The organism is [Empedobacter] haloabium, from assembly GCA_008011715.2.
In the GTDB taxonomy this organism is placed as follows: domain Bacteria; phylum Pseudomonadota; class Gammaproteobacteria; order Burkholderiales; family Burkholderiaceae_D; genus Rugamonas; species Rugamonas haloabia.
This window is the reverse complement of the sequence record CP136508.1, coordinates 4613191-4638263: the sequence shown is the minus strand read 5'-3', so window position 1 is coordinate 4638263 and position 25073 is coordinate 4613191. Positions and strand designations below refer to the sequence as shown.

Below are 25073 nucleotides of genomic sequence, written 5' to 3'. Positions count from 1 at the left end.
GCACAACATGCACAATGCCACCCTCACCGGCGCAATCGGTACCAACGGCGCCACCGTTCCGGCCCTAGCGGCCCGGCGCGGCCCGCGCCTGAATTGGCCGCGCGGCCTCGTCGTCGTGCTGACGGCACTGGCGATCTTCCTGCCCCTGTGCCTGATCTTCTACCAGAGCTTCCTGTCGGCGCCGTTTTTCATGCCCGACGCGGCCCTCGGCCTCGACGCCTACCGCTTCATCGTCGACGATCCGGATTTCGGCATGGCCTTCAAGAACGGCCTGATGCTGGCCGCCGGGCTGGCGGCCATCGCCGTGCCGCTGGGCGGCATGCTGGCGTTCCTGATGGTGCGTACCGACCTGCCGGGGCGCAGCTGGATCGCGCCGCTGCTGTTGGTGCCGATCTTCGTCTCGCCGATGGTGATGGGCTTCGGCTATGTCGTGGCGATGGGGCCCGTCGGCTTCTACTCGACCTGGGTCAAGGACCTGGTCGGCTTCATTCCCTGGAACGTGTATTCGTTCACCAGCATCGTCGTCATCGCCGGGCTGACGCACGTGCCGCACGTCTACCTGTATGCCTCGTCGGCGCTGCGCAGCCTCGGTTCGGACGTGGAGGAAGCGGCCCGCGTGGCCGGCGCCTCGCCGCTGCGGGTGATGCTGACGGTGTCGCTGCCGATGATCATGCCGGCGCTGGCGTATGCGGGCGTGCTGGTGTTCTTCCTCGGCTTCGAGGTGTTCGGCCTGGTTCTCGTGCTGGGTGACCCGGAAGGGCACCTGGTGCTGCCGACCTACCTCTATAAACTGACCAACAAGCTGGGTACGCCGTCCTACCATTTGATGGCCGCTGTCGCGGTCTGCCTGGTGATGGTGACGATGCCGCTGGTGATGCTGCAGCGCTGGCTGCTGCGCAGCGCGAACAAATACGTGTCGATCAAGGGCAAGGGCGCGCGCTGCAAGGCGCTGCCGCTGGGGCGCTGGAAGTGGCTGGCCTTCGCGCTGCTGGGCGCCTGGCTGTTGCTGACGATCGTCATGCCGCTGACCGGCATCGCGCTGCGTTCCTTCGTCGAGTACTGGGGCGAGGGCGTCAGCCTGGCCAACGTGCTGACCTTGCAGCACTTCCGCGACATCTTCGAGCAGCCGGCCCTGATGCGCGCCATCGTCAACACGGTGCTGATCGGCGTGGTCGGCGGCGGCCTGGCGATGGTGTGCTACAGCTTCATCGCGCTGGCGATGCACCGCCGCCATGACGGCGTGGCCCGCTTCCTCGACTACAGCGTGCTGGTGCCGCGCGCCATCCCCGGCCTGCTGGCTGGCCTGGCCTTCCTGTGGGTGTTCCTGTTCGTGCCGAGCTGGCTGGACGGCCTGCTGGCGCGCAGCGACAACGCCGTCGCGGCCTGGCTGTCGGCGCACGCGATTCCCGTGCTGCGCGAGCTGCGCACCACCATCTTCGCCGTCTGGCTGGCCTATTCGGTGGTGTGGATGGCCTACGGCATGCGCCTGATCTCCACCGCGCTGCTGCAGGTGGGGCCGGAGCTGGAAGAAGCGGCGCGCGCCGTCGGCGCCCGCCGTGGCCAGGTGGTGCGCGACGTCACGCTGCCGCTGGTGCGCTATGGCCTGCTGGGCAGCTGGCTGATGATCTTCCTGATCTTCGAGCGCGAGTATTCCACCGGCGTCTACCTCCTGTCGCCCGGCACCGAGGTGATCGGCGCCATGCTGGTCTCGCTGTGGGCGGGCGGTTCGACCGAGCTGGTGGCCGCGCTGTCCTTCATCAACATCACGCTGGTGGCCATCGGCCTCGGCATCGCGCTGCGCTTCGGCGTCAAGCTGCACGACTAAGGAGCATCACATGAAACGGGACCTGAACATGAACGAACTGACCGTCGACGAACTGCACCTGGACTATGGCAGCGGCGCCCACGCCAACCCGATCCTGAAGGGCGTCTCGATGCACCTGCAAAAAGGCGAAGTAGTGGCCTTGCTGGGGCCTTCGGGCAGCGGCAAGACCACGCTGCTGCGCGCGGTGGCGGGGCTGGAAAGCCCGCGCCAGGGCAGCATCGACATCGGCACGCGTCGCGTGTTCGACGGCGCCAAGGGCTTCGAGATGCCCGCCGAGGAGCGCAACCTGGGCCTGGTATTCCAGTCGTATGCGCTGTGGCCGCACAAGACCGTGTTCGACAACGTCGGCTACGGCCTGGCACTGCGCCGCATGGCCAAGCCGGAGATCAGGACTCGCGTCATGGAAGTGCTGGCCCAGCTGGGCCTGGGCCACCTGGCCGAACGCTTCCCGCACCAGCTCTCCGGCGGCCAGCAGCAGCGCGTGGCGATCGCGCGTGCGCTGGTGTACAACCCGCCGGTGATCCTGCTGGACGAGCCGCTGTCCAACCTGGACGCCAAGCTGCGCGAGGAAGCGCGCGCCTTCCTGCGCGAGCTGATCGTGCGCCTGGGCCTCTCGGCACTGATGGTCACGCACGACCAGGCCGAGGCGATGGCGATTTCCGACCGCATCCTGCTGCTCAATAACGGCAAGATCGAGCAGCAGGGCACGCCCCAATCGATGTACGAAACGCCGGACACGCTGTTCACGGCGGAGTTCATGGGCAGTAACAACCGCCTGCCCGGCACCTTGGTGCAGCGCGACGGGGAGCGCGTCGTCATCGACGTGGCGGGCACGCGGCTGCTCGGCGTCGCGCGCGGCAATCCGGGTGAGCAGGTCACGCCGATGGTGCGGGTGGAGGAGGTGCGCGTCTCCAGCAGCGCTGTCGAGAATGCGCTGGCGCTGCCGCTGGCGACCTGCATGTACCTGGGCGATCGCTGGGAGTGCCTGTTCAAGGCGGGCGACATCAGCGTGCGGGCTTATGCGCGCGCGCGGCTGGCGGAGGGCACCTACTGGCTGCAGATGCCGGCCGAGAAGCTGTGGGTGTTCTGAGCGGCTGGAAACGCAAAGGCAAGCCGTGGTGACAGGTACCTTTCCGCGGCTCTCCGGGCCGCAGAAAGGTGCCTGTCACCGGTGTTTATCCAGCGCCAGCGCCACTGCCGCCTCGCAATGGATGCGCGTGGTATCGAAGACCGGGATGGCCACGTCGGCCTGGCCGACCAGCAGCGGGATCTCGGTGCAGCCCAGGATGCATCCCCCGGCGCCCTCGCGCGCCAGCCGGCCGATGATGTCGACGAAACGGCGGCGGCTCGCGTCGGTGATCCGGTTGTGCACCAGCTCGCGGTAAATGATGTCGTGCACCTCGTCCTGCTCGGCCGCCGACGGGGTGAGCGTTTCGATGCCGAGCGCGGCGAGCCGCTCGTGATAGAAGCTGCCCGCCATCGTCTGCCTTACACCCAACAACCCGACCTTGCGCAGGCCCGACGCCTGCACCCGCGCCGCCGTCGCATCGACGATGCTCAGAAAAGGCAGGTCGATCAGCGGCAGCAACGCGGGCACGAAGCGGTGCGCGCCATTGGCACAGAACAGAAAGAAGTCGGCGCCGCCCTCCTTCAGCCGCGCGACCTGGGCGGCCAGGAAGGGCACGATGGCCTGCGGGTCGCCGGCGCGCGATGTGAAATCGTGCTGGTCCATGCTGTGCAGGACGATGCGGGCGCTGTGCCCGTCGCCCTCGCACGCCACGATCAATTCATTGATGATGCGGTAGTACTCGGCGGTGGAGGCCCAGCCAATGCCGCCCAAGAGGCCGATGGTCTTCGTTTGCACGCTTAGCCGATGAAGGAATCGAACTGCACCTCGAATTCCTGCAATGCCTTCTGCGCGTTCTGCATCTGGCGGCGGAATTCCGGTCCCCGCTGCAGCGCCAGGCCGACGGCCAGCACGTCGATGACGACCAGGTAGGCCAGGCGCGCCGAGATCGGCGTGTATGGGTCGGTATTGAAGATCAGGTCGATCGGGATCAATACCGTCGCCAGGTCGGCCAGCGGCGTGCCGGAAGGGGCCAGCACGATCACGTCCGCGCCGCCGTCCCTGGCCAGGTGCACCGAGCGCACCAGTGCCGGGCTGTTGCCGCGCTGGGAGATCGCCACCACGCAGTCACCCTTCTTCAAGAGCGCCGCGGCGATGCTGTGGATGGCCGGGTCGGAATAGGCCACCGTCGGCACGCCGGAGCGGAAGAACTTGTGCTGCGCGTCCGCCGCCACGATGCCGGACGTGCCCTGGCCGTAGAACTCGATCTTCTTGGCGCGCGACAGGATGTCGAGCGCCGCCTGCACTGGTTCGTGGTGCAGGTTGTTGCGCAGGTCCAGCAGTGTGTTGATCGAGCGGCTGCAGATCTTGTTGACCAGGTCCGAGGCCAGGTCGTCCTGCGACGGCGCCTCGTTCAGGCCGGGCAGCGCCAGGGCCAGGCCCTGCGCCAGCTTCAGCTTGAACTCGTGCCAGCCGTCGTAGCCCAGGGTGCGGCAGAAGCGCACCACGGTCGGCTCGGACACCTGGGCGCTCTTGGCCAGCGCCGTGATGTTCGAGCTCACCGTGCGCGATGGGTTGTCGAGCACGGCCAGCGCGACCTTGCGTTCCGATTTGGACAGCGAGTCGAGCTGGGTGCGGATGGAGTCCAGTAGCATCAGCGGAGTCAGTGGCGACGTCGATAAGGGTAGTGAGGTCAAGCCGCTCAGTCCTCCGGCAGCGCTTCCTCGCGCCACTGCAGGCCGTCGCGGCCGATCAGCGCGCTGGCGGCGGCCGGGCCCCACGTGCCGGACGTGTAGGGCAGCGGTGCCGTGTCGTCCTGCTCCCAGTTGTTCAGGATCGGCTCGACCCATTCCCAGGCCGCTTCCAGCTCGTCGCCACGCATGAACAGGGTCAGCTGGCCGCGCAGCACGTCGAGCAGCAGGCGCTCGTAGGCATCCATGCGCGGCGTCTTGAACGTTTCACGGAAGTCCAGTTCCAGCTCGGCCGGCTTCAGGCGCATGCCTTCGCCCGGCGTCTTGGCCATCAGGTTCATGCGCAGGCCTTCGTCCGGCTGCAGGCGGATGACGAGGGAGTTCGGCTGGAACGACGACGTCGGCTGCTGGAAGATCGAATGCGGAATCTGCTTGAAGCGCACCACGATTTCGGCCAGGCCGTCGGCCATCCGTTTGCCGGTGCGCAGGTAGAACGGCACGCCGGCCCAGCGCCACGTGTCGATCTCCGCCTTCATCGCAACAAAAGTCTCGGTGCGCGAGTTCTGCGGCGCTTCCGGCTCGTCGCGGTAGCTCGGCACCGGCTGGCCATCGACGTGGCCGGCGCGGTACTGGCCGCGCACGATGTTCTGCGCCAGCGTGGTCGGCGTGAAGCGCTTCAGCGAGCGCAGTACCTGCAGCTTGGCGTCGCGCACCGCGTCCGGCGCGGTCGAGGCGGGCGGCTCCATCGCCACGATGCACAAGAGTTGCAGCAGGTGATTCTGCAGCATGTCGCGCAGCGCGCCCGAGGTGTCGTAATAGCCGATGCGGTTGCCCACGCCGAGCTTCTCGGCGATGGTGATCTGCACGTCCGAGATCCATTCGCGGCGCCACAGCGGCTCGAACAGGATGTTGCCGAAGCGCAGAGCCAAGAGGTTCTGCACCGTTTCCTTGCCCAGGTAGTGGTCGATCCGGTAGATCTGCGATTCCTCGAATACCTCGCCCACTTCGCGGTTGATCTGCTTGGCCGAGGCCAGGTCGCGGCCCAGCGGCTTTTCCAGCACCACGCGCGATTCCGGCGTGACCAGGCCGTTTTCCTTCAGGTTGTCGCAGATCTGCGCGAACAGCGCCGGCGGCGTGGCCAGGTAGTACACCCGCGTCAGGCCCGCCTGGTCGCGCAGCGCCTGGGCCAGTCCCTGGTACGAGCCGGCATCGGCGGCATCGACGGATACGTAGACGATACGGCTGGTGAAGCGGGCCCACGCTTCCGGCGTCACCTTCGGGTTCTTGATATGGGGCCGCGACGTCGAGTTGACCGTCTCGATAAATTCTTCCGTGGTGTTGTCGTGGCGGCCGACGCAGATGATGCGCGCGGTCGGCGGCAGGTCGCCGCACACGTCGCGCGAGAACATCGCGGGGAGCAGCTTGCGCATCGCGAGGTCGCCGCTGCCGCCAAACAGAACCAGGTCAAAATCGGTGAGAGCCATAGTATGTAGAGGTTGAATGCTGTGGAAAATTACTACCGGAAATCCGCGTTCCTGTGAAAATATACTACAGATAACGTCGTTTGCTAAGCCGTCGCCGCCTCAGCCAACATACGCCGGTTGTTCGAGACCGGCAACGGGCACACGCAGCGCCAGCACCGTGCCGGACAGCGGGTACCGCTCCAGTTCCGCCTGCGGCCGCTTGCCGGCGCTCGTCACGTACAAGGTACGCAGGTCGGGCCCGCCGAAGGCCACCATCGTGGGGCAGCGCACGGGTAATGCGATCTCGTCGAGCTGGGTGCCATCGGGTGCCAGCTTGACGATGCGGCCGCCCTCGAACATGGCGACCCAGTAGTTGCCCTCGCTGTCGACAGCCGCGCCGTCCGGCCGGCCGCCGTAGTTGTTGGCCTTGTCCTGCGAGAACTCGACCAGGGTGCGCAGCTTGCTCGCGCTGCCCGTGGCCGCGTCGAAGTCGAATGCGCGCACGGTGTGCGACGTGGTGTCGGCGTGGTACATCGTCGTGCCGTCCGGGCTGAAGCCCAGGCCGTTCGAGTTGGTCATGCCGCCGGCCCAGGCCAGCCGGACCTGGCCCTTTTCCAGCACGTACATCTCGGCGGCCGGCTGGTCGCGCGGCTCGTAGATGGTGCCGACCCAGAAGCGGCCGGCCGGGTCCACCTTGCCGTCGTTGAAGCGGGCCTTGGACTGGTCGAAGGGCGCCGGCGCGATCGGCGTGACGGTGCCACTGGTCGGGTCGAGATGGACGAAGCCGGCGCGGGTGGCGACAACCACGCCGCCGTCCGCGTGGCGCGCCAGCGCCGACGGCTCGGCCGTCATCGGCCAAGCGTCATGGCGGCCGGTCGCGGCGGCCAGGCGATGCACCGCGAAGCCGTCGATGTCGACCCAGTACAGCGCCTGCTCGCGCGGTTCCCACAGCGGGCCCTCGCCCACCTGCATGCGGTCCTGCCAGACGACGGTGATCTCGCTCATGGGACTTTCGCGCCTTTCGCCATGACGATCAGGCCATTGGTGGAGCTGTCGTGCGCGCCAGGATCGACGTCGCCTTCCAGCTCGGCCTGGATTTTCTTGGCCAGCACCTTGCCCAGTTCCACGCCCCACTGGTCGAAGCTGGCGATGTCCCAGATCACGCCTTGCACGAAGGTCTTGTGCTCGTACAGCGCGATCAGTGCGCCCAGGGTGGCCGGCGTCAGCTGGTCCATCAGGATCGTGTTCGACGGGCGGTTGCCGGGGAAGGTCTTGTGCGGCACCAGCTCGTCGATCTTCGCTTCGGTAAGCCCCTGCGCCTGCAGCTCGGCGCGCACCTCGTCGGCCGACTTGCCCTTCATGAACGCTTCCGACTGGGCGAAGCAGTTGGCCAGCAGCGCGTCGTGGTGGCCTTCCAGGTCGTGCGTGGCGCGCAGCGCGGCGATGAAGTCGATCGGCACCACGTCCGTGCCCTGGTGCAGCAGCTGGAAGTAGGCGTGCTGCGCGTTGGTGCCGCATTCGCCCCAGACGATCGGGCAGGTCGGCGTGTCGACCGGCTGGCCTCCCTTGGTGACGCGCTTGCCGTTGCTTTCCATGTCGAGCTGCTGCAGGTAGGCAGGGAAGCGGTTCAGGTCCTGGTGGTAGGGCGCGATCGACAGCGAGGTGGCACCGAGGAACTGGCGGTTCCAGAAGCCGACCAGGGCCAGCAGCACCGGCATGTTCTGCGCCAGCGGCGCCGTGCGGAAGTGCTCGTCCATCGCATGGGCGCCTTCCAGCATCGTCTGGAAGTAGCCGAAGCCCACCGCCAGCGCGACCGACAGGCCGATGGCCGACCAGACCGAGTAACGGCCGCCGACCCAGTCCCAGAACGGGAACATGTTGTCCGTATCGATGCCGAACTTGCTGACCGCTTCCGTGTTGGTTGAGACCGCGACGAAGTGGCGCGCCAGGTCTTCCTCGCGGCCTTCGCACAGGAACCAGCGCCGCGCCGTCTGCGCGTTCAGCATGGTCTCGGCCGTGGTGAAGGTTTTCGACGCGACGATGAACAAGGTCGTCTCGTGGTTGACCTGGGCCAGCACGGCATCCATGTCGTGCCCGTCCACGTTGGAGACGAAGTGCATCTTCAGGCGCGGATGGGCGTACGAGCGCAGCGCCAGCACGGCCATCTTCGGACCCAGGTCGGAGCCGCCGATGCCGATGTTGATGATGTCGGTGATGGGCTTGCCGCTGTAGCCCAGCCAGGTGCCGTTGCGCACCTTGTCGGTAAAGGTCTTTACGCGGTCGAGCACGGCGTGTACGTCGGCGCCCACGTCCTGGCCGTCGACGACCAGCTGCTTGCCGCGCGGCATACGCAGGGCCGTGTGCAGCACGCTGCGATGTTCGGTAAGATTAATTTTGTCGCCGGCAAACATGGCGTCGCGCTGCGCCTCGACGCCGCGTTCGCGCGCCAGGTCCACCAGCAGCTCGATGGTGCGGGCGTCCAGGCGGTTTTTCGAATAGTCCAGGAACAGGCCGGCCGCGTCGACGGTCAGCGCGGGGAAGCGCTGGGGATCGGCGGCGAACAGCTGGCGCATCTGCCAGTCGCGCGCTTCGGCGGCGTGGGATTGCAGGGCTTGGTAGCTGACGGTGGTCGTGAGTGCAGGCTGGCGCATGGAATGATGAGTCAGTTGGGAATATTGGCTAACTATACAGGAAAATCGGGTAAATTCACTACGCCAGTCGCCGTGACGGCGCGAAAAATTTCATCCCCGACCGATGTTCACGCTATCAGCTGAGCCGTAACCGCACTCAGAAATGGTCGAAAAATGCACGTCGCCGCGCATTGTAGTAAAATTTCGGGAATTCATCGATAAGGAAGCATAATGGCCTTGCACCCAGTCCTCGAAAAAGTCACTGCGCGCATCGTTGCGCGCAGCCGTCCGTCGCGCGGCGCCTACCTGGCGCATCTCGAAGCGGCCCGCGTCAAGGGCCCGCAGCGCGGCACGCTGTCCTGCACCAACCTCGCGCACGGCTTCGCCGCGTTCCCCGCCAACGACAAGCTGCTGCTGAAGGAAGTGAAGAAGCCTTCCGTCGCCATCGTCTCGGCCTACAACGACATGCTGTCGGCACACCAGCCGTTCGAATACTTCCCGAAAGTGATCAAGGAAGCCGTGCGCGAAGTGGGCGCGGTGGCGCAGTTCGCCGGCGGCGTGCCCGCCATGTGCGACGGCGTCACCCAGGGCCAGCCAGGCATGGAACTGTCGCTGTTCTCGCGCGATACGATCGCGATGAGCACGGCCGTCGCGCTGTCGCACAATATGTTCGACTCGGTGTTGTACCTGGGCGTGTGCGACAAGATCGTGCCGGGCCTGTTGATCGGCGCGCTGCACTTCGGCCACCTGCCGGCCGTGTTCGTACCGGCCGGGCCGATGACGTCGGGCCTGTCGAACAAGGAAAAGGCCGCGATCCGCCAGCGCTACGCGCAGGGCAAGGCCACCCGTGAGGAACTGCTGGAAGGCGAGGCGCAGTCCTACCACGGCGCCGGCACCTGCACGTTCTACGGCACCGCCAACAGCAACCAGATGTTGATGGAAGTGATGGGCCTGCACCTGCCGGGCGCCGCCTTCATCACGCCGGGCACGGCGCTGCGCGACGAGCTGACGGCCGCCGCGGCCCGCCGCGCCGCGCTGATCACGGAGCAGGGCAACGAATACATCCCGGTCGGCCACGTGGTCGACGAGAAATCGATCGTCAACGCCATCGTCGCGCTGCTGGCGACGGGCGGTTCCACCAACCACACGCTGCACCTGCCGGCCATCGCCAAGGCGGCCGGCATCGTGATCGACTGGGACGACTTCAACGACCTGTCGGCCGTGGTGCCGCTGCTGGCGCGCATCTACCCGAACGGCGATGCGGACGTGAACCACTTCCACGCCGCCGGCGGTACCGGTTTCGTGATCCGCGAACTGCTGGACGCGGGCCTGCTGCACGACGACGTCACGACGGTGCTGGGCAAGGGCCTGCGCAACCACTGCAAGGAGCCGTTCCTGGGCGAAGGCGACAAGGGCGTGGTCTTCAAGGATTCGCCGCCCGTGTCGGGCGACACCAACGTGGTGCGCACCGCGGCCGAGCCGTTCTCGAAGGATGGCGGCATGGTGCTGGTGGACGGCAACCTGGGCCGCGCCATCATGAAGGTCTCGGCCGTCAAGCCGGAACACCGCGCGGTCGAGGCACCTGCGCTGGTGTTCAATTCGCAGGAGGATTTCATGGCCGCGTATAAAGCCGGCCAGCTGGACCGCGACTTCGTCGCCGTGATCCGCTTCCAGGGCCCGCGCGCCAACGGCATGCCGGAGCTGCATGCGCTGACGCCGGCGCTGGCCAACCTGCAGGATGCCGGCCGCAAGGTGGCGCTGGTCACGGACGGCCGCATGTCGGGCGCTTCGGGCAAGGTGCCTGCCGCGATCCACGTGTCGCCGGAAATCCTGGCCGGCGGTCCGCTGGGCCTGGTGCGCGACGGTGACATCATCCACCTGGACGCCGCCACCGGCGTGCTGGAGGCGAAGGTCGAGTCGAAGGTGTGGCATGCCCGCGCCCAGGCGCAGGCGGACCTGACGCCGAGCCATGTCGGCATGGGGCGCGAACTGTTCGGCATGTTCCGCCACAGCGTCTCGGCGGCGGAGCAGGGCGCGACGACGTTCGGCCTGCCGTCCGCGCGCGACACCACCGTCGAACTGCACGGTGGCGACAACGTGGGCAACACGGTGCCCGGTTCCGATGAAGATTTCCTTGCCAAGAAAGCGTAAAACATGAACCTGCTCGACATTATGCGTACCTCGGCCGTGATCCCCGTGATCGCGATCGACGATCCCGATCATGCCGTCCCACTGGCCAAGGCCCTGGTCGCCGGCGGCATCCGCGTGCTGGAAGTCACGCTGCGCACGCCGCACGGCGTGGGCGCGATCCGCGCCATGAGCGCAGTCGAAGGCGCCATCGTCGGCGTGGGCACGCTGACGCAGCCGGAGGAATTCGCCGCCGCGCGCGATGCGGGCGCCGTGTTCGGCGTCTCGCCGGGCCTGACCGACGCGCTGATCGCGGCGCAGAAGTCGTCCGGCCTGCCGCTGCTGCCGGGCGTGATGACGCCATCGGAAGTAATGAAGGCGCGCGAACAGGGCTTCAAGCAGCTCAAGCTGTTCCCGGCCGTGCCTGCCGGCGGCGTCGGCATGCTCAATGCGATTGCCGGTCCCCTGTCGGACATCACGTTCTGCCCCACCGGCGGCATCTCGCAGGAAACCGCGCCGGCGTTCCTGGCGCTGAAGAACGTGGCCTGCGTGGGCGGTTCGTGGCTGACGCCGAAGGACGCGATGAAGGCAGGTGACTGGGAGCACATCACCGCGTTGGCGAAGGCGGCCAGCGCACTGCGCGGCTGAGGTTTGGCCTGTTGATGAAACGGCGCCCGCGGGCGCCGTTTTCATTGGTCAGCCGTGCCGCGGCCGGGCGCGCCGGTCCTGCAGCGCCTTGCGCAGCGCGATCTTGCTGTGCACGCCCAGCTTGCGGTAGATGCGCGCCAGGTGGCATTGCACGGTCGACGTCGAAACGCCCATCAGCCGCGCCACTTCCTTGACAGGGCGGCCGTCCGCGTACGCATGGGCTACTGCCAGCTCGCGGCATGTCAGCGGCACGGCCGGTGCCGGGGCGGCCGCCTGCGTCGCCTGCGCGCGCGCGGCCTTGGCGCTGCGTACCTGCTGCGCCGTCAGTACGGCCGGGGCCACGTAGCCCATCGCCTGCTGCTCGCGCGCGCTGAACGGCGTGCCGTCGGCGCGCAGCAGGTTCAGCCAGGCTACGGGCTGGCCCGCGCCGTCCCGCTTCGCATAGATCATCACGTGACGCCCGTCGTAGCCCTGCCAGAACGCAAGCGCGGGTGGCTGCGCCGCGCAGATCCTGGCGGTAGTCAGCGTGTGCACCCGCTCCGGCAGCGCCTCCGCCCGGCCGCACACCGGATCGATGGCCGCGATGCCCAGGTAGTCGCGCGCCATCTCGGCTGGCCGGCCGTGAACGCGCATGTCATTCCAGCTGCGTGGCGCGCCGGTGGCCCACAGCAGCCCGTCGAACGGGATATCGCGCCCAAGCCACGCCAGCGCGCGCTCGAGGAACTCGGCCTCGGTGCCGAACAGTGCTGCCTCGAAAATTTCCAGTTGCATCTGCCCGCGCCTGTTCTCTGTACGGTGGAAAACCGTGTCATTTGGGAAAAAGAACATATGAAATTAACATAACTTTTAGATAAGTACAACCCTCCTTGTATGTGATACACACCGCATTGCCGCTCCGCGACAATGATGGGCTGCGCGCTGGCCTGGCGCGTTTTCTAGTCCAACATCACACCAGGGTAATCATGAAACGTTCCTGTATCGCTCTTTCCCTGCTGGCTGCCTTTGCCAGCGCTTCGGCCGGCGCCGACCCGCTGCTGACCGGCTTCGGCGGCGACCGCGGCTTCGGCGACCGCATCATGGCGCCAAACGACGACGGCTCTTCCGCACAGCTGACGCTGCCGTTCCGAATCAACTTCTTCGGCAACGCCTATTCGAACTACTGGGTCAACAACAACGGCAATATCTCGTTCTCCGGCGCGATGTCGACCTATTCGCCGTCGCTGTTCCCGATCTCGAGCGCGGCGATGATCGCGCCGTTCTGGGCCGACGTCGACACGCGCAACCAGACTAGCAACATGCCCAGCCCGTTCGCCAACAACGTATACCTGGCCAATCCGGACAGCCAGACGCTGGTCGTCACCTGGGATACGGTCGGCTACTACAACCAGCACAACGACAAGCAGAACACTTTCCAGCTGGTGCTGAAGGACCAGTCGTCGGCCACGGGCCACGCGGGTGACTTCGACATGGAATTCCGCTACGGCCAGCTGCAGTGGACGACGGGCGATGCCAGCGGCGGCGCTGGCGGCCTGGGCGGCCGTGCCGCCGTCGCTGGCTGGAACGCCGGTGCCGAGACCAATTCCTACTCCCTGGTGGGCTCGGGCACGCAAAACGTGCTGGGCCTGGCGAGCGACAGCAACGTTGGCGCCGACGGTGTGTGGCGCTTCCACGTGCGCAGCGAGGAACTGCCGGGCAGCGCGCCCTACAACCCGGTCCTGCCGGGCAACATCGACGACGGCAGCGCCGGCTGGGTGTTCGAGAACATGCCAGTCGGCACCGGCACGCCGATCTGGATCGACCCGGTCGTCGCCACCGGTTACGATTACACGATCAGCAATGGCCCACGGGTCAACGGCGTCACGCTGCTGCCGGGCGTCGGCGACGGCCGCTACGACATCTGGCTGATGGAAGACGGCCAGTGGAAACTGTTCGCGGCCAATGTGGCCGGTGGCGAGCACTTCGAGTTCGGCAAGTCGGTCGACAAGTTCCGCGTCACCGGCATCGAGGTGGATGCGGGCATCAACCCGGCCAGCCCGATCGCGTTCTCCACGGGCCTGTGGTTCGACAGCGTCGGCAACGCCACGGTCACGCAGACGGCACTGACCGTGTCGGCGGTACCGGAGCCGGCGACGTACGGCATGCTGGCCGCCGGCCTGGGCATCCTGGGCTTCGCCGCCCGCCGCCGTCGCGCCTGATAAGCATTGCGCCTTGAAAAGCCGGCTCATGCCGGCTTTTTTTTTGGCGCTGTTCGCGTTAGGTAGTGGAACTTGCGTCCAGCCGGGCTGTCTGATCATCTGTTGAGATATCTCATGCAGATCAGGAGGCCGGCAATGGGTGCGAGGGAGTTCCAGGCAATCTTGCAGGCGCTGGGCCAGTGTCGGCTGACGTGCGACGAGGTGGCCGCCTTACAGGCCCTGTTGGCAACCGTCACGCCCGGCGGCGAATGCTTCGCCTTGATCGCGGCGGCTGCCGGCAGGCCGCCTTGTCCCCGTTGCGCAGGTAGCCGCTGTCATCGCAGCGGCGCGGCCAATGGTCTTCAGCGCTATCGCTGTACGGCCGGCCCGACGGCGCGGCGGTAAGGCCAGCCGGCGCGGCTTGAGTCGGGAATTCGATTGCATCCTTGTCGCCCGCGACCGCAACCGGCTCACGCATGACTTCGTCACCGGGCGTGGACCGGTCAGTGCCGCGCAATTGGCAGCGCATCTGCTGCCGGTGCTGCGGCCAGACATCTTGTTGATCAGCGACGCGGCCAAGGCCTATCAGGCGTTCGCGCGGGAAGCGGGCATCACGCACGAGGCTGTCAACGTGCGGGCCGGGATCAGGGCACGGGGCGCCATTCATCTCCAGAACGTGAACGGCTGGCACAGCCGGTTCAAGGGATGGCTGCAGCGGTTCCACGGTGTCGCCAGCCGCTACCTGGCCAACTACACCGGCTGGCGACGGGTGCTCGATGCCGGAGCACCGGCAACGCCATCGGACTGGCTGCGCATCGGGGTGGCGGCGGCCCGGTACGGCACAGGCCGTTAGTGACATGGGCGTGCTCGGATAGTTCCGTGACCCGTGGGAACCACCAGCTAACGCGAACAGCGCCTTTTTATGCGCTGTGCCGATCTTATTGCCAGCCGCGATACATTTAATACATTCATTTAAACCAAGTCGCGCTGATATTTACTTGTCGAAAACGAATAGCATTCCAGTACGCTCCACCCATATTCTCTTTTCATTCAAATAAGCGCTGTCTGTTTTGCGCTACCTTCCTGTCGAAAAGCCGCGCCAATGCTTGCGCTGCGGCAATGTCCTCTGCAATCATTCCATGCAGCACGCGCCACGCGATCACGCATCCGACCCGTGCCGCGACGTTATCGCCAGGAATTTTTCGAATATCCGTGCGCAGATAACCGTTCGTGATAACTATTCTTATACCGCCGTGGAGTTTCAGCAGTGCGTTCGATGCAATCACGCAAATTGTCGATGTTTTATCCCGCCGTCATCGCCGTCGCGGCGGCGCTGGCGATCGTGCCGCTGGCCGGCTGGCAGTGGCATGGCTGGCTGATCGCCGTGCTGCTCCTGGCCGCCGGCATTGGCGCCAGCCTGCATGGCGGCGTCGCCCAGGCTCAAGGTGGGGATGCCCTGGACGCCTACCTGGCCAGCCGCCAGCGCTTCGGCGACGAAGTGTCCAGCGTCTGGGCCTCGCACATCGGCGCTTCGCGCGAGCAGATGGAAACGGCCATCGTGGCCCTGGTCGAACGTTTTTCCGGCATCGTCACGAAGCTCGAGCAAGCCCTGTCGGCTTCCGGCGAGGCGCGCAACCACGGTAACGGCGGCGGCATCGTCGAAGTCTTTGCCGACAGCGAACGGGAGCTGCGCTCGCTGCTCGACATGCTGTCGGGCGCCGCGGCCAGCAAGTCCGCCATGCTGGAGAAGATCCAGGGCCTGCAGGAGATCACTGCGCAATTGCAAAAGATGGCCGGCGACGTGGCCAGCATCGCCTGGCAGACCAACCTGCTGGCGCTGAACGCGGCCATCGAGGCGGCCCGCGCCGGCGAGGCGGGGCGCGGCTTTGCCGTCGTCGCCAACGAGGTGCGCATGCTGTCGAACCGCTCCGCGGATGCGGGCAGGCACATCGCCCAGCAGGTGGGCCAGATCAGCAGCGCGATCGCCGCTACCTGCCAGGCCGCGGGCGAGTCGATGCGCGAGGAAGAGCGCGCGGTGCAGGCCTCGGGCCAGACGATCAACAAGGTACTGGCGGACCTGCGCGGCGTGACCGATGCGCTGGTGCACTCGTCCGAGCTGCTGGCGCGGGAAAGCGCCGGCATCCAGGGCGAAGTGTCCGAGGCCCTGGTGCAGCTGCAGTTCCAGGACCGCGTCAGCCAGATCCTGGCCCACGTGCAGCAGAACGTCGCGCGGCTGCCGGACCACCTGGCCGAGCATCGCGCCCGGGTGGCGGGCGACACGGTCCCGGCGCTCGATGCGCGCGCGCTGCTGGCCGAACTGGAAAGCACCTACGCCATGGCCGAAGAACGCGCCATGCACCAGGTCAAGGCGCAGCCTGCTCCCCAGCAGGCCGAAGAACTCACATTTTTCTAGGAACTCACATGGCAAAAACCATCATGGTCGTGGACGACTCGCTGTCGATCCGCCAGGTCGTCGGCATCGCATTGAAGCAGGCCGGCTATGACGTCATCGAAGGCGTCGACGGCGCCGACGCGCTGAAGAAGCTGACCGGGCAGAAGGTCAACCTGATCATCAGCGACGTCAACATGCCGAACATGGACGGCATCACGTTCGTCAAGGAGCTCAAGACGCGCCCGGCCTACAAGTTCACGCCGGTGCTGATGCTGACCACCGAGTCGCAGGAAGAGAAGAAGGCCCAGGGCCAGGCCGCCGGCGCGCGCGCCTGGATGGTCAAGCCGTTCAAGCCAGAGACCCTGCTGGCGGCCGTGCAGAAACTGGTGATGCCGTAACGCGGCCACCGCACAATCCCATTCATTGACCGGCCTTGGGCCGGGGAGTAACCATGACGACAGGCGATATTGGCGCGCCAAGCCAAGGGACCGCTGCTGCCCTGCGCATCGAAGGCGAGATGACGATTTACCGCGCCGCGGAGCTGAAGGACGTGCTGTCCGATGCGCTGCGGCAGGCCGCAAGCGAGGCGCGCGCGCTGGCGCTCGACCTGTCGCTGGTGACGGAGTTCGACAGCGCGGGCGTGCAGCTGCTGTTGCTGGCGCGGCGCGAGGCCGAGCGCCAAGGGCAGGCCCTGCGCCTCGTGGCCTACAGCCCGGCCGTGCGCGAAGTGCTGGACCTGACGGGACTGGCGTCGCGCATCGGCCGTACGCAGGAAGGAGTCAACGCATGAACCTCGACCAATTGATCCAGACCTTCATCGCCGAGAGCCGCGACCTGCTGGAGGCGATGGAACATGGCCTGCTGCACGTTGCGGACGAAGGCGACGAAGCGGTCAACGCCGTGTTCCGCGCGGCGCACACGATCAAGGGCTCGGCCGGCATGTTCGGCCTGGACGCCGTGGTCGATTTCACCCACGTGGCCGAGAGCGTGCTCGATAAGGTGCGCGCCGGCACGGTGCCGGTGACGGATGACCTGGTCGCGCTGCTGCTGGCCTGCTGCGACCATATCGGCGCGCTGGTGGACGCGGTCGAGGCGGGCGCCCTGGAAGGCAACGAGGAATTGCAGCAGCAGGGGGCGCCGCTGTCGGCCCGGTTGCAGGCCTACCTGGGCGACGGCGCCAGCGCCGCGCGCAAGGAGCGCCAGGACAGCGCCAGCGCGCTGCCCGCCGCGGCGGAGCAGTGGCACATCTCGCTGCGCTTCGGCCGCGACGTGCTGCGCAACGGCATGGACCCGCTGTCGTTCGTGCGCTACCTGGGCCAGATGGGCGAGATCACGGACATCGTGCTGCTGGACGAGGGCTTGCCGGCCGTGGAGGAATTCGATGCCGAGTCCTGCTACCTGGGCTTCGAGATCGGCCTGTTGACGACCGCCGACAAGGCGGCCATCGACGAGGTGTTCGACTTCGTGCGCGACGACTGCCAGATCCGCATCCTGCCGCCGCGCACCAAGGTGTCGGAATACGTGCAGCTGATCGACGACCTGCCCGAGCAGCGCAGCCTCTTGGGCGAGATGCTGGTGCGCAGCGGCAGCATCACCGCGCACGAACTGGAACAGGCACTGGCGGTGCAGAGCGCCGGCGGCGCGCAGGCGGCGCCGCTGGGCAAGATCCTGGTGGAGCAGGGCGCCGTGCGCGCCCCGGTGCTGGAGGCGGCGCTGTCGAAGCAGAAGCAGGCCAATGAACCGCGCCAGGAAAACCGCTCGGTGCGCGTGGACGCGGACAAGCTTGATCGCCTGATCAACCTGGTGGGTGAGCTGATCATCGCCGGCGCCGGCGCCAACCTGATCGCACGGCGTACCCAGATTCCGGAACTCCTGGAATGCACCTCCACGCTGTCCGGCCTGGTCGAGGAAGTACGCGACAGCGCCCTGCAGTTGCGCATGGTGAAGATCGGCGCCACCTTCAACCGCTTCCAGCGCGTCGTGCACGACCTGTCGCGCGAGATCGGCAAGGACATTCGGCTGGAACTGTCCGGCGAGGACGCGGAGCTGGACAAGACGGTGGTCGAGAAGATCGGCGACCCGCTGACGCACCTGGTGCGCAACGCGATGGACCACGGCATCGAGCCGGCCGACGTGCGTGCCGCGCGCGGCAAGCCGGCCCAGGGCTGCGTGGCGCTGAACGCCTATCACGACTCGGGCAGCATCGTCATCGAAGTGAGCGACGATGGCGGCGGCCTGAAAAAGGACCGCATCCTGGCCAAGGCCATCGAGCGCGGCCTGGTGGAGCCGGGCCGGGTGCTGTCGGACAAGGAAATCTTCGGCCTGATCTTCGAGCCGGGCTTCTCCACGGCGGAACAGGTGACCAACCTGTCCGGCCGCGGCGTCGGCATGGATGTCGTCAAGCGCAACATCGTGGCGCTGCGCGGCAGCGTGGAAATCGCCAGCACGGAAGGCGTCGGCACCACGGTGACGGTGCGCCTGCCGCTGACCCTGGCGATCATCAATGGCTTCCAGGTGGGCCTCGGCAAGTCCGTGTTCGTCATCCCGATGGACATGGTCGAGGAGTGCGTCGAGTTCCGCGACGATCCGACGCGCGACTACATCGACCTGCGCGGCCAGGCGCTGCCGTTCGTGCGGCTGCGCGAGAGATTCGCCGTGGACGGCGCACCGGCGCGGCGTCAGAGCATCGTCGTGGTGCGCTACGGCGGGCGCAAGGCAGGGCTGGTGGTGGACAGCCTGCTGGGCGAATTCCAGACGGTGATCAAGCCGCTGGGCAAAGTATTTAGCGGCGTGCGCTTCCTGAGCGGCTCGTCGATCCTCGGTAACGGCGACGTGGCGCTGATTCTCGACATGGCGGCGCTGATGAGCGGCGTCGAGCACGAGACCGGCGTGGCGGTGTAGTGCTGGTTTAGTCATCTTTTCTATCTTTATTTACGCAGGGAGCCATCGTGCTTAAGAATCTGAAAATTGGTATCAGGCTGGCACTTGCCTTCGGTGCCGTATTGCTGCTGTTGCTGGGCGTGGCCTTGCTGGCCGTGACGCGCATGGCAACCATGGACGAGTTGACGACCACGATTACCGCCAACGCCTATCCGAAAGTGGTGCTCGTGCAGGAGACCGTGCGCGATTCGATCGACATCGGCCGCCAGATGCGCAGCATGCTGCTGTCCAATAACGAAACGGAAGTGGAGCGCTTCCGCAAGGCCGTCGAGGACCTGCGCGCGGAGAGCGCGCGCAACATCGCCCAGCTGGACAAGGTGATCGTGCTGGAACGCGGCGTCCAACTGCTGAAGGTCATCCACGACAAGCGCGCGGTACTGGAATCGAAGTACGACAAGTTCTATGCGTTGGCGCGCAGCGACCGCCAGGCCGCCGCCGCGTTCATCGTGGCCGACTACGCGCCGGCCAACCGCGAGCTGATCAAGGCGTTCGACGACCTGACCCAGTTCCAGGCCGACCGCATGAAGGATGCGGCGGAACATGCCAGCACCACGTACCACGAAACGCGCACGCTGGTGCTGTCGATCACGGCTGGCGCGCTGCTGCTGGCCACGCTGGTGGCGGTGTCCATCACGCTGTCGATCACGCGGCCGCTGCGCCAGGCCGTGCAGGTGGCCGACAGCCTGGCCGCCGGCGACCTGACGGTCGCCGTCACCGGCCAGTCGCGCGACGAGGCTGGCCAGCTGCTGGACGCGATGCGCAACATGATCGGCCGCCTGACGCAGGTGGTCGGTGAAGTCAACGGCAGCGCGCAGTCGCTGGCCTCGGCTTCCGAAGAGGTCAGCGCCACCGCGCAGGCGCTGTCGCAAGCCGCGTCCGAGCAGGCCGCCGGTGTCGAAGAGACCAGCGCCTCGCTGGAGCAGATGACGGCCTCGATCTCGCAGAACACCGAGAACGCCCGCGTCACCGACGGCATGGCCGGCAAGGCCGCCAACGAGGCGGCCGAGGGCGGCGAGGCCGTCAAGGCCACCGTGACGGCGATGAAGCAGATCGCCAAGCAGATCGGCATCATCGACGACATCGCCTACCAGACCAACCTGTTGGCGCTGAACGCGGCTATCGAAGCGGCACGGGCCGGCGAGCATGGCAAGGGCTTTGCCGTGGTGGCGGCGGAAGTGCGCAAGCTGGCCGAGCGCAGCCAGGTGGCGGCACAGGAAATCGGCGAAGTGGCCACGTCCAGCGTGGAACTGGCCGAACGGGCCGGCGCGCTGCTGGACGAGATGGTGCCGAACATCCGCAAGACCTCCGACCTGGTGCAGGAAATCACGGCCGCGTCGGAAGAGCAGTCGGCCGGCGTCGGCCAGATCAACGCGGCCGTCGGCCAGATGAGCCAGACCACGCAGCAGAACGCTTCCAGCTCGGAAGAGCTGGCGGCGACGGCGGAAGAGATGAGCAGCCAGGCCGAGCAACTGCAGCAGGCCATGGCGTTCTTCCGCCTGCACGGCGACGGCAGCGCACCGCGCAAGAGCGCCACGCCGGCCGCTCCGGCCCGTGCCGCGGCGTCGAAGAAGCGTCCTGGCCTGGCATTGAGCAAGCCCGTATTCGCCGCCGAAGGGGCGCCCGACGAAGCCAGCTTCACGCGCTTCTGATTTGACCAACCCAATGGCGGCCGAGCCGCCTGGAGAATGTGATGTTCCGTAACCTCAAACTAAGCGTGCGCCTGGCGATCGCCTTCGGCACCGTGAGCCTGCTGCTGATCGGGATGGTCCTGCTGGGGCTGCGCAGTATCGGCAGCGTCAGCCAGAACGTGGAAGAGCTGGTCACCGACAAATACCCGAAAGTGGTCCACAGCTACGCACTGATCGGCAATATCCACGAGGTGGCGATTGCCATGCGCAACCTCGTCATCTTCGAGGACGCCGAGAAGACGCGCCGCGAGCTGGCCACCATCGAGGCCAATCGCGTCGAGCTGCGCGCCAACTTCAACCGGCTCGAGCAGCTGGTCGCTTCGGCCAAGGGCCGCGAGGCGCTGCGCGTGGCGCAGGAACATCGCGAACGCTACAAGGTCGTGCAGGAGCAGTTCCTGCGCCTGGTCGGCGAAGGCAAGCGCGATGAAGCGCGCGCGCTGCTCGTCAACCAGATGGAAGGCATGCAGTCCGCGTACATGGAGGCGATCGCCAAGATGATCGTGCACCAGGACCAGGCGATGGCGCAGTCCGGCAAGGAGGCCGAGGAGGCCTATGCCACCGCGCGCACCCAGCAGATCACCTTGGGCACGATCGCCGTCCTGATGGGCATCGCGATGGGCACGTGGATCATGTATGCCGTCACGCGCCTGATCGGCGGCGAACCGGCCTATGCGGCCCAACTGGTCAAGCGCATCTCGGCGGGCGACCTGTCGGCCGAGGCGCACCTGCGCCGTGGCGACCGTTCCAGCATGCTGTACGCGGTCAACGAAATGGTGGGCAAGCTGCGCACCGTGATCGCCGGCCAGCGCGCCGTCGTCGATGCCGCCAACCACGGCAACTTCGAGCAGCGCGTCGACACGGCGGGCATGCAGGGCTTCCAGAAGGAGATGGGCGATGGCCTGAACCAGCTGGTCGCCACCACTGGCGCCAGCATCGCCGACGTGGTGCGCGTGATGGCGGCGCTGGCCGAGGGCGACCTGACCAAGCGCATCGACAAGCACTACGACGGCGCGTTCGGCCAGCTCAAGGATTACTCGAACGGCACGATGGACAAGCTGGCCGCGGTCGTTGGCGACGTCAACGCCAGCGCCGTCTCGCTCGCATCGGCGTCGGAAGAGGTCAGCGCCACGGCGCAGGCGCTGTCGCAGGCCGCTTCCGAGCAGGCCGCCAGCGTCGAGGAAACCAGCGCGTCGCTGGAACAGATGACGGCCTCGATCTCGCAGAACACCGAGAACGCCCGCGTCACCGACGGCATGGCGTCCAAGGCGGCCAGGGAAGCGGCCGAGGGCGGCGAAGCGGTCAAGGCCACCGTGACGGCGATGAAGCAGATCGCCAAGCAGATCGGCATCATCGACGACATCGCCTACCAGACCAACCTGTTGGCGCTGAACGCGGCCATCGAGGCGGCCCGTGCCGGCGAACACGGCAAGGGCTTTGCGGTGGTGGCGGCGGAAGTGCGCAAGCTGGCCGAACGCAGCCAGGTGGCGGCGCAAGAGATCGGCGAAGTCGCCAGCAACAGCGTGCAACTGGCCGAACGGGCCGGCGCGCTGCTGGACGAGATGGTGCCGAACATCCGCAGGACCTCCGACCTGGTGCAGGAAATCACGGCCGCGTCGGAAGAGCAGTCGGCCGGCGTCGGCCAGATCAACGCGGCCGTCGGCCAGATGAGCCAGGGCACGCAGCAGAACGCCTCCAGCTCGGAAGAACTGGCGGCGACGGCGGAAGAGATGAGCAGCCAGGCCGAGCAACTGCAGCAGGCGATCGGCTTCTTCCACCTCGATGGCCCGCGTACCGGCCTGGCCGTGGCGGCCCGCCGCATGCAGCCGGGCCGTGGCGCGCCGCGCCGCACCGCGCTGAAGCTGGCCGACGGCTTCGCGCTGCACGGCGAGCCGGACGAAGCAAACTTCACGAAATTCTGAGCGGATTCACGCACATGAAGCACACGCAAACGCAAGCCCCGGCGCTGGCCGAGAGCGCCCAATACCTGACGTTCATGCTGGGCGGCGAAGCCTTCGCCATCGGCATCATGGCCGTCAAGGAAATCATCGAGTTCGCCGGCATCACCGAAGTGCCGATGATGCCGGACTGTATCCGCGGCGTCATCAACCTGCGCGGCGCCGTCGTGCCCGTGATGGACCTGGCGGCGCGCTTCGGCCGGCCGCTGGCCGTGCCGGGCAAGCGCACCTGCATCGTCATCGTCGAAACGGAGACCGACGGCGAACGGCAGGTGACGGGTGTCGTCGTCGATGCCGTCAGCGCGGTGCTGGACATCGCGGCCAGCGAGATCGAGCCGGCGCCCAGCTTCGGCACCCGCATCCGCGGCGATTTCATCGCCGGCATGGGCAAGTTGAACGGCAAGTTCGTCATCCTGCTCAACGTCGACCAGGTGCTGGCGCTGGACGCGCTGGCCACGCTGCCCGAACTGGCGAGCGCGGAAGCACCGGCCGCCTGATACGCCATGAGCGCCTACCCGATCAGCGAACGCGAGTTCGCCCAGTTCCAGCGCTTCATCTTCGACATCGCCGGCATTACGATGTCCGACGCGAAGAAGGCGCTGGTCAGTGGCCGCCTGGCCAAGCGGCTGGCGCATCACGGCATGGCCAGCTATGAAGCCTACTTCGGCATGCTGTCGAGTGGCCGCCACAAGGAAGAGGTGCAGATCGCCGTCGACCTCCTGACGACGAACGAGACCTATTTCTTCCGCGAGGCGCGTCACTTCGAGCTGCTCAAGTCGGCCGCCGAGGCGGCCCGGCCGAACCTGCGCGCCAACGCGCCGTTCCGCGTGTGGAGCGCCGCCTGCTCGTCCGGCGAGGAGCCGTACAGCATCGCGATGGTGCTGGCCGACACGCTGGGCAATGCGCCGTGGGAAGTGCTGGGATCGGACATCAGCACGCGCGTGCTGGACCGGGCCCGCACGGGCCACTATCCGATGGAGCGCGCGTCGCACGTGCCGCCGGATTACCTGCGCCGCTTCTGCCTGAAGGGCATCGCCGAGCAGCAGGGCACGATGCTGGTCGAACGCGCGCTGCGCAGCCGGGTGCAGTACCGCCACGTCAACCTGAACACGAGCCTGCCCGACCTGGGCCAGTTCGACGTGATCTTCCTGCGCAACGTGATGATCTACTTTAATGGCGACACCAAGCGCCAGGTTGTCGCACGCGTGACGTCGCAGTTGAAGCCGGGCGGCCATTTCATCATCGGCCATTCCGAAACGCTGAACGAAATCAGCGACGCGGTGCGTCCCGTGATCCCGTCCGTGTATCGCAAGGCGGCGTGACGGCGATGCAGAACAGTATCGGCGTGCTGGTGGTGGACGATTCGGCGGTGGTGCGCAAGGTGGTCGGCGCGCTGCTGCAGGCGGCGCCCGGCATCCACCTGCTGCACGCGGTCGCCGATCCGCTGCTGGCGATCGAACGCATGAAGCACCACTGGCCGGACGTCATCGTGCTGGACGTGGAAATGCCGCGCATGGACGGCATCACCTTCCTGCGCAAGATCATGGCCGAGCGGCCGACACCCGTGGTGATCTGCTCGACCCAGACCGAGCGCGGCGCCGAGACGACCGTGGCGGCGATGGCCGCCGGGGCGGTGTCCGTCATCGCCAAGCCGCGCCTGGGCCTGAAGGAATTCCTGGTCGACAGCGGCGACGAGCTGGTGGCCGCGGTGCGCGCCGCCGCGCAGGCCAACGTCAAGCGCCTGGCCGCGCGCGCCTCCGTGGCCGTGGCGGCGCCGCACGCACCCGTCAAGCTGACGGCGGACGCGATCCTGCCGGCCGCGAGCGACTCGCGCGCGCCGTTGCAGACGACCGAGCGCATCGTGGCCATCGGCACCTCGACCGGCGGCACGCAGGCGCTGGAAGAGGTGCTGACGGCGCTGCCGCGCGTCACGCCCGGCATCGTCATCGTGCAGCACATGCCGGAAAAATTCACGGCGGCGTTCGCCGAGCGGCTCGACCAGGTATGCCAGATCCGGGTGGCGGAAGCGCGCCACAACGACCGCGTGCTGCCGGGCCACGCCTTGATCGCGCCAGGCGGGCGGCACATGCTGCTGCGCCGTGACGGCGCGCAGTATTTCGTCGAGGTGATCGACGGCCCGCTGGTGAACCGGCACCGGCCGTCGGTGGACGTGCTGTTCCGCTCCGTGGCCCGCAACGCCGGCGCCAACGCGCTGGGCGTCATCATGACGGGCATGGGCGACGATGGCGCCGCCGGCCTGCTGGAGATGCGCAAGGCCGGCGCGCGCACCATCGCGCAGGATGAAGAGAGCTGCGTCGTGTATGGCATGCCGAAGGAGGCGGTCAAGCGCGGCGGGGTGGAGAAGACGGTGGCGTTGAAGGCGATCGACCGGGAGATCCTGGCGCAACTGGGGCGCTGAGCGCCGACCCGAGGTCATCACACACCCTAGGTGTCAGGCACCGATCTTCGAGTCG

General features: G+C 66.9%; 21 protein-coding genes and 1 pseudogene. 15 read left to right on the top strand and 7 right to left on the bottom strand.

All coding sequences use genetic code 11. The features are described from left to right. Positions 1-7 precede the first annotated feature (7 nt). On the top strand, positions 8-1825 hold the full coding sequence (locus E7V67_020300) for an iron ABC transporter permease (protein ID WUR12022.1): 1818 nt from the start codon (positions 8-10) through the stop codon (positions 1823-1825). Positions 1826-1853: 28 nt separating this feature from the next. Further along, on the top strand, positions 1854-2915 hold the full coding sequence (locus E7V67_020295; protein WUR16319.1) for an ABC transporter ATP-binding protein: 1062 nt from the start codon (positions 1854-1856) through the stop codon (positions 2913-2915). A gap of 75 nt (positions 2916-2990) precedes the next feature. Here E7V67_020295 and E7V67_020290 read toward each other — a convergent pair whose 3' ends face one another. The 5 genes from E7V67_020290 to pgi all read right to left on the bottom strand — a co-directional run bounded on the left by E7V67_020290 (position 2991) and on the right by pgi (position 8696). Next, on the bottom strand, positions 2991-3689 hold the full coding sequence (locus E7V67_020290; GenBank protein ID WUR12021.1) for an amino acid racemase: 699 nt from the start codon (positions 3687-3689) through the stop codon (positions 2991-2993). 2 nt (positions 3690-3691) lie between these two features. Beyond that, positions 3692-4546 carry an SIS domain-containing protein gene (locus tag E7V67_020285; GenBank protein ID WUR12020.1) on the bottom strand — a complete coding sequence of 285 codons (855 nt, stop codon included), beginning with the start codon at positions 4544-4546 and terminating at the stop codon, positions 3692-3694. A gap of 47 nt (positions 4547-4593) precedes the next feature. Next, a complete protein-coding gene (zwf, locus tag E7V67_020280) occupies positions 4594-6066 on the bottom strand; it encodes a glucose-6-phosphate dehydrogenase (protein WUR12019.1) in 1473 nt (490 codons plus the stop codon). 99 nt (positions 6067-6165) lie between these two features. Then, entirely contained in the window at positions 6166-7050 is an 885-nt protein-coding gene (locus tag E7V67_020275; GenBank protein WUR12018.1) for an SMP-30/gluconolactonase/LRE family protein, read from the bottom strand. Further along, a complete protein-coding gene (pgi, locus tag E7V67_020270) occupies positions 7047-8696 on the bottom strand; it encodes a glucose-6-phosphate isomerase (protein WUR12017.1) in 1650 nt (549 codons plus the stop codon). The genes E7V67_020275 and pgi overlap by 4 nt, the downstream gene beginning before the upstream one ends. A 210-nt stretch (positions 8697-8906) precedes the next feature. Between pgi and edd the strand changes: the two genes are divergently transcribed. Together edd and eda are read left to right on the top strand one after the other, a co-directional pair. Next, complete coding sequence (edd, locus tag E7V67_020265; protein ID WUR12016.1) at positions 8907-10826, top strand: phosphogluconate dehydratase; 1920 nt, start codon at positions 8907-8909, stop codon at positions 10824-10826. Positions 10827-10829: 3 nt separating this feature from the next. Beyond that, positions 10830-11450, top strand: coding sequence for a bifunctional 4-hydroxy-2-oxoglutarate aldolase/2-dehydro-3-deoxy-phosphogluconate aldolase (gene eda / locus E7V67_020260; protein ID WUR12015.1), 621 nt, complete (start codon positions 10830-10832; stop codon positions 11448-11450). 48 nt (positions 11451-11498) lie between these two features. Here eda and E7V67_020255 read toward each other — a convergent pair whose 3' ends face one another. After that, on the bottom strand, positions 11499-12221 hold the full coding sequence (locus E7V67_020255) for a helix-turn-helix transcriptional regulator (GenBank protein ID WUR12014.1): 723 nt from the start codon (positions 12219-12221) through the stop codon (positions 11499-11501). Positions 12222-12412: 191 nt separating this feature from the next. Here E7V67_020255 and E7V67_020250 point away from each other — a divergent pair, with 191 nt between their 5' ends. Together E7V67_020250 and E7V67_020245 are read left to right on the top strand one after the other, a co-directional pair. Then, positions 12413-13645, top strand: a complete 1233-nt coding sequence (locus E7V67_020250) for a nidogen-like domain-containing protein (GenBank protein ID WUR12013.1) — start codon at positions 12413-12415, stop codon at positions 13643-13645. Between the two features lie 135 nt (positions 13646-13780). Next, a pseudogene (locus E7V67_020245) lies at positions 13781-14477 on the top strand (IS1595 family transposase). A 193-nt stretch (positions 14478-14670) separates the two neighbouring features. Here E7V67_020245 and E7V67_020240 read toward each other — a convergent pair. After that, positions 14671-14910 (bottom strand): hypothetical protein, encoded by a 240-nt coding sequence (locus tag E7V67_020240; GenBank protein ID WUR12012.1) that lies wholly within the window; start codon positions 14908-14910, stop codon positions 14671-14673. On the opposite strand from E7V67_020240, the gene E7V67_020235 reads away from it, so the two are divergent. From E7V67_020235 to E7V67_020195, 9 genes are read left to right on the top strand one after another with little or no spacing between them, the layout of a single operon-like run. Beyond that, a complete protein-coding gene (locus E7V67_020235) occupies positions 14901-16037 on the top strand; it encodes a methyl-accepting chemotaxis protein (GenBank protein WUR12011.1) in 1137 nt (378 codons plus the stop codon). The two genes, E7V67_020240 and E7V67_020235, sit on opposite strands and share 10 nt — an antisense overlap. Before the next feature lie 8 nt (positions 16038-16045). Further along, positions 16046-16414, top strand: coding sequence for a response regulator (locus E7V67_020230; GenBank protein ID WUR12010.1), 369 nt, complete (start codon positions 16046-16048; stop codon positions 16412-16414). Between the two features lie 53 nt (positions 16415-16467). Further along, positions 16468-16806: an STAS domain-containing protein gene (locus E7V67_020225; GenBank protein WUR12009.1), complete on the top strand. Its 339-nt coding sequence runs from the start codon at positions 16468-16470 to the stop codon at positions 16804-16806. After that, the gene (locus E7V67_020220; protein WUR12008.1) at positions 16803-18917 is read left to right on the top strand and encodes a chemotaxis protein CheA; all 2115 of its coding nucleotides are present in this window, start codon (positions 16803-16805) and stop codon (positions 18915-18917) included. Before E7V67_020225 ends, E7V67_020220 begins: the two co-directional genes overlap by 4 nt. Positions 18918-18964: 47 nt before the next feature. After that, positions 18965-20605 carry a methyl-accepting chemotaxis protein gene (locus E7V67_020215; GenBank protein ID WUR12007.1) on the top strand — a complete coding sequence of 547 codons (1641 nt, stop codon included), beginning with the start codon at positions 18965-18967 and terminating at the stop codon, positions 20603-20605. A 41-nt stretch (positions 20606-20646) separates the two neighbouring features. Continuing rightward, positions 20647-22563, top strand: a complete 1917-nt coding sequence (locus E7V67_020210) for a methyl-accepting chemotaxis protein (protein WUR12006.1) — start codon at positions 20647-20649, stop codon at positions 22561-22563. Between the two features lie 14 nt (positions 22564-22577). Next, positions 22578-23096 (top strand): chemotaxis protein CheW, encoded by a 519-nt coding sequence (locus tag E7V67_020205; GenBank protein WUR12005.1) that lies wholly within the window; start codon positions 22578-22580, stop codon positions 23094-23096. Positions 23097-23102: 6 nt separating this feature from the next. After that, the gene (locus tag E7V67_020200) at positions 23103-23921 is read left to right on the top strand and encodes a protein-glutamate O-methyltransferase CheR (GenBank protein ID WUR12004.1); all 819 of its coding nucleotides are present in this window, start codon (positions 23103-23105) and stop codon (positions 23919-23921) included. 5 nt (positions 23922-23926) lie between these two features. Beyond that, positions 23927-25018, top strand: coding sequence for a chemotaxis response regulator protein-glutamate methylesterase (locus tag E7V67_020195; protein ID WUR12003.1), 1092 nt, complete (start codon positions 23927-23929; stop codon positions 25016-25018). Positions 25019-25073 lie beyond the last annotated feature (55 nt).

Bases quoted from the DNA above. Each gene is read 5' to 3' on its own strand.
- E7V67_020300 (WUR12022.1), top strand. From the start codon at position 8: ATGCACAATGCCACCCTCACCGGCGCAATCGGTACCAACGGCGCCACC.
- E7V67_020295 (WUR16319.1), top strand. From the start codon at position 1,854: ATGAACGAACTGACCGTCGACGAACTGCACCTGGACTATGGCAGCGGC.
- E7V67_020285 (WUR12020.1), bottom strand. From the start codon at position 4,546: ATGCTACTGGACTCCATCCGCACCCAGCTCGACTCGCTGTCCAAATCG.
- zwf (WUR12019.1), bottom strand. From the start codon at position 6,066: ATGGCTCTCACCGATTTTGACCTGGTTCTGTTTGGCGGCAGCGGCGAC.
- E7V67_020275 (WUR12018.1), bottom strand. From the start codon at position 7,050: ATGAGCGAGATCACCGTCGTCTGGCAGGACCGCATGCAGGTGGGCGAG.
- pgi (WUR12017.1), bottom strand. From the start codon at position 8,696: ATGCGCCAGCCTGCACTCACGACCACCGTCAGCTACCAAGCCCTGCAA.
- edd (WUR12016.1), top strand. From the start codon at position 8,907: ATGGCCTTGCACCCAGTCCTCGAAAAAGTCACTGCGCGCATCGTTGCG.
- eda (WUR12015.1), top strand. From the start codon at position 10,830: ATGAACCTGCTCGACATTATGCGTACCTCGGCCGTGATCCCCGTGATC.
- E7V67_020255 (WUR12014.1), bottom strand. From the start codon at position 12,221: ATGCAACTGGAAATTTTCGAGGCAGCACTGTTCGGCACCGAGGCCGAG.
- E7V67_020250 (WUR12013.1), top strand. From the start codon at position 12,413: ATGAAACGTTCCTGTATCGCTCTTTCCCTGCTGGCTGCCTTTGCCAGC.
- E7V67_020235 (WUR12011.1), top strand. From the start codon at position 14,901: ATGCAATCACGCAAATTGTCGATGTTTTATCCCGCCGTCATCGCCGTC.
- E7V67_020230 (WUR12010.1), top strand. From the start codon at position 16,046: ATGGCAAAAACCATCATGGTCGTGGACGACTCGCTGTCGATCCGCCAG.
- E7V67_020225 (WUR12009.1), top strand. From the start codon at position 16,468: ATGACGACAGGCGATATTGGCGCGCCAAGCCAAGGGACCGCTGCTGCC.
- E7V67_020220 (WUR12008.1), top strand. From the start codon at position 16,803: ATGAACCTCGACCAATTGATCCAGACCTTCATCGCCGAGAGCCGCGAC.
- E7V67_020210 (WUR12006.1), top strand. From the start codon at position 20,647: ATGTTCCGTAACCTCAAACTAAGCGTGCGCCTGGCGATCGCCTTCGGC.
- E7V67_020205 (WUR12005.1), top strand. From the start codon at position 22,578: ATGAAGCACACGCAAACGCAAGCCCCGGCGCTGGCCGAGAGCGCCCAA.
- E7V67_020200 (WUR12004.1), top strand. From the start codon at position 23,103: ATGAGCGCCTACCCGATCAGCGAACGCGAGTTCGCCCAGTTCCAGCGC.
- E7V67_020195 (WUR12003.1), top strand. From the start codon at position 23,927: ATGCAGAACAGTATCGGCGTGCTGGTGGTGGACGATTCGGCGGTGGTG.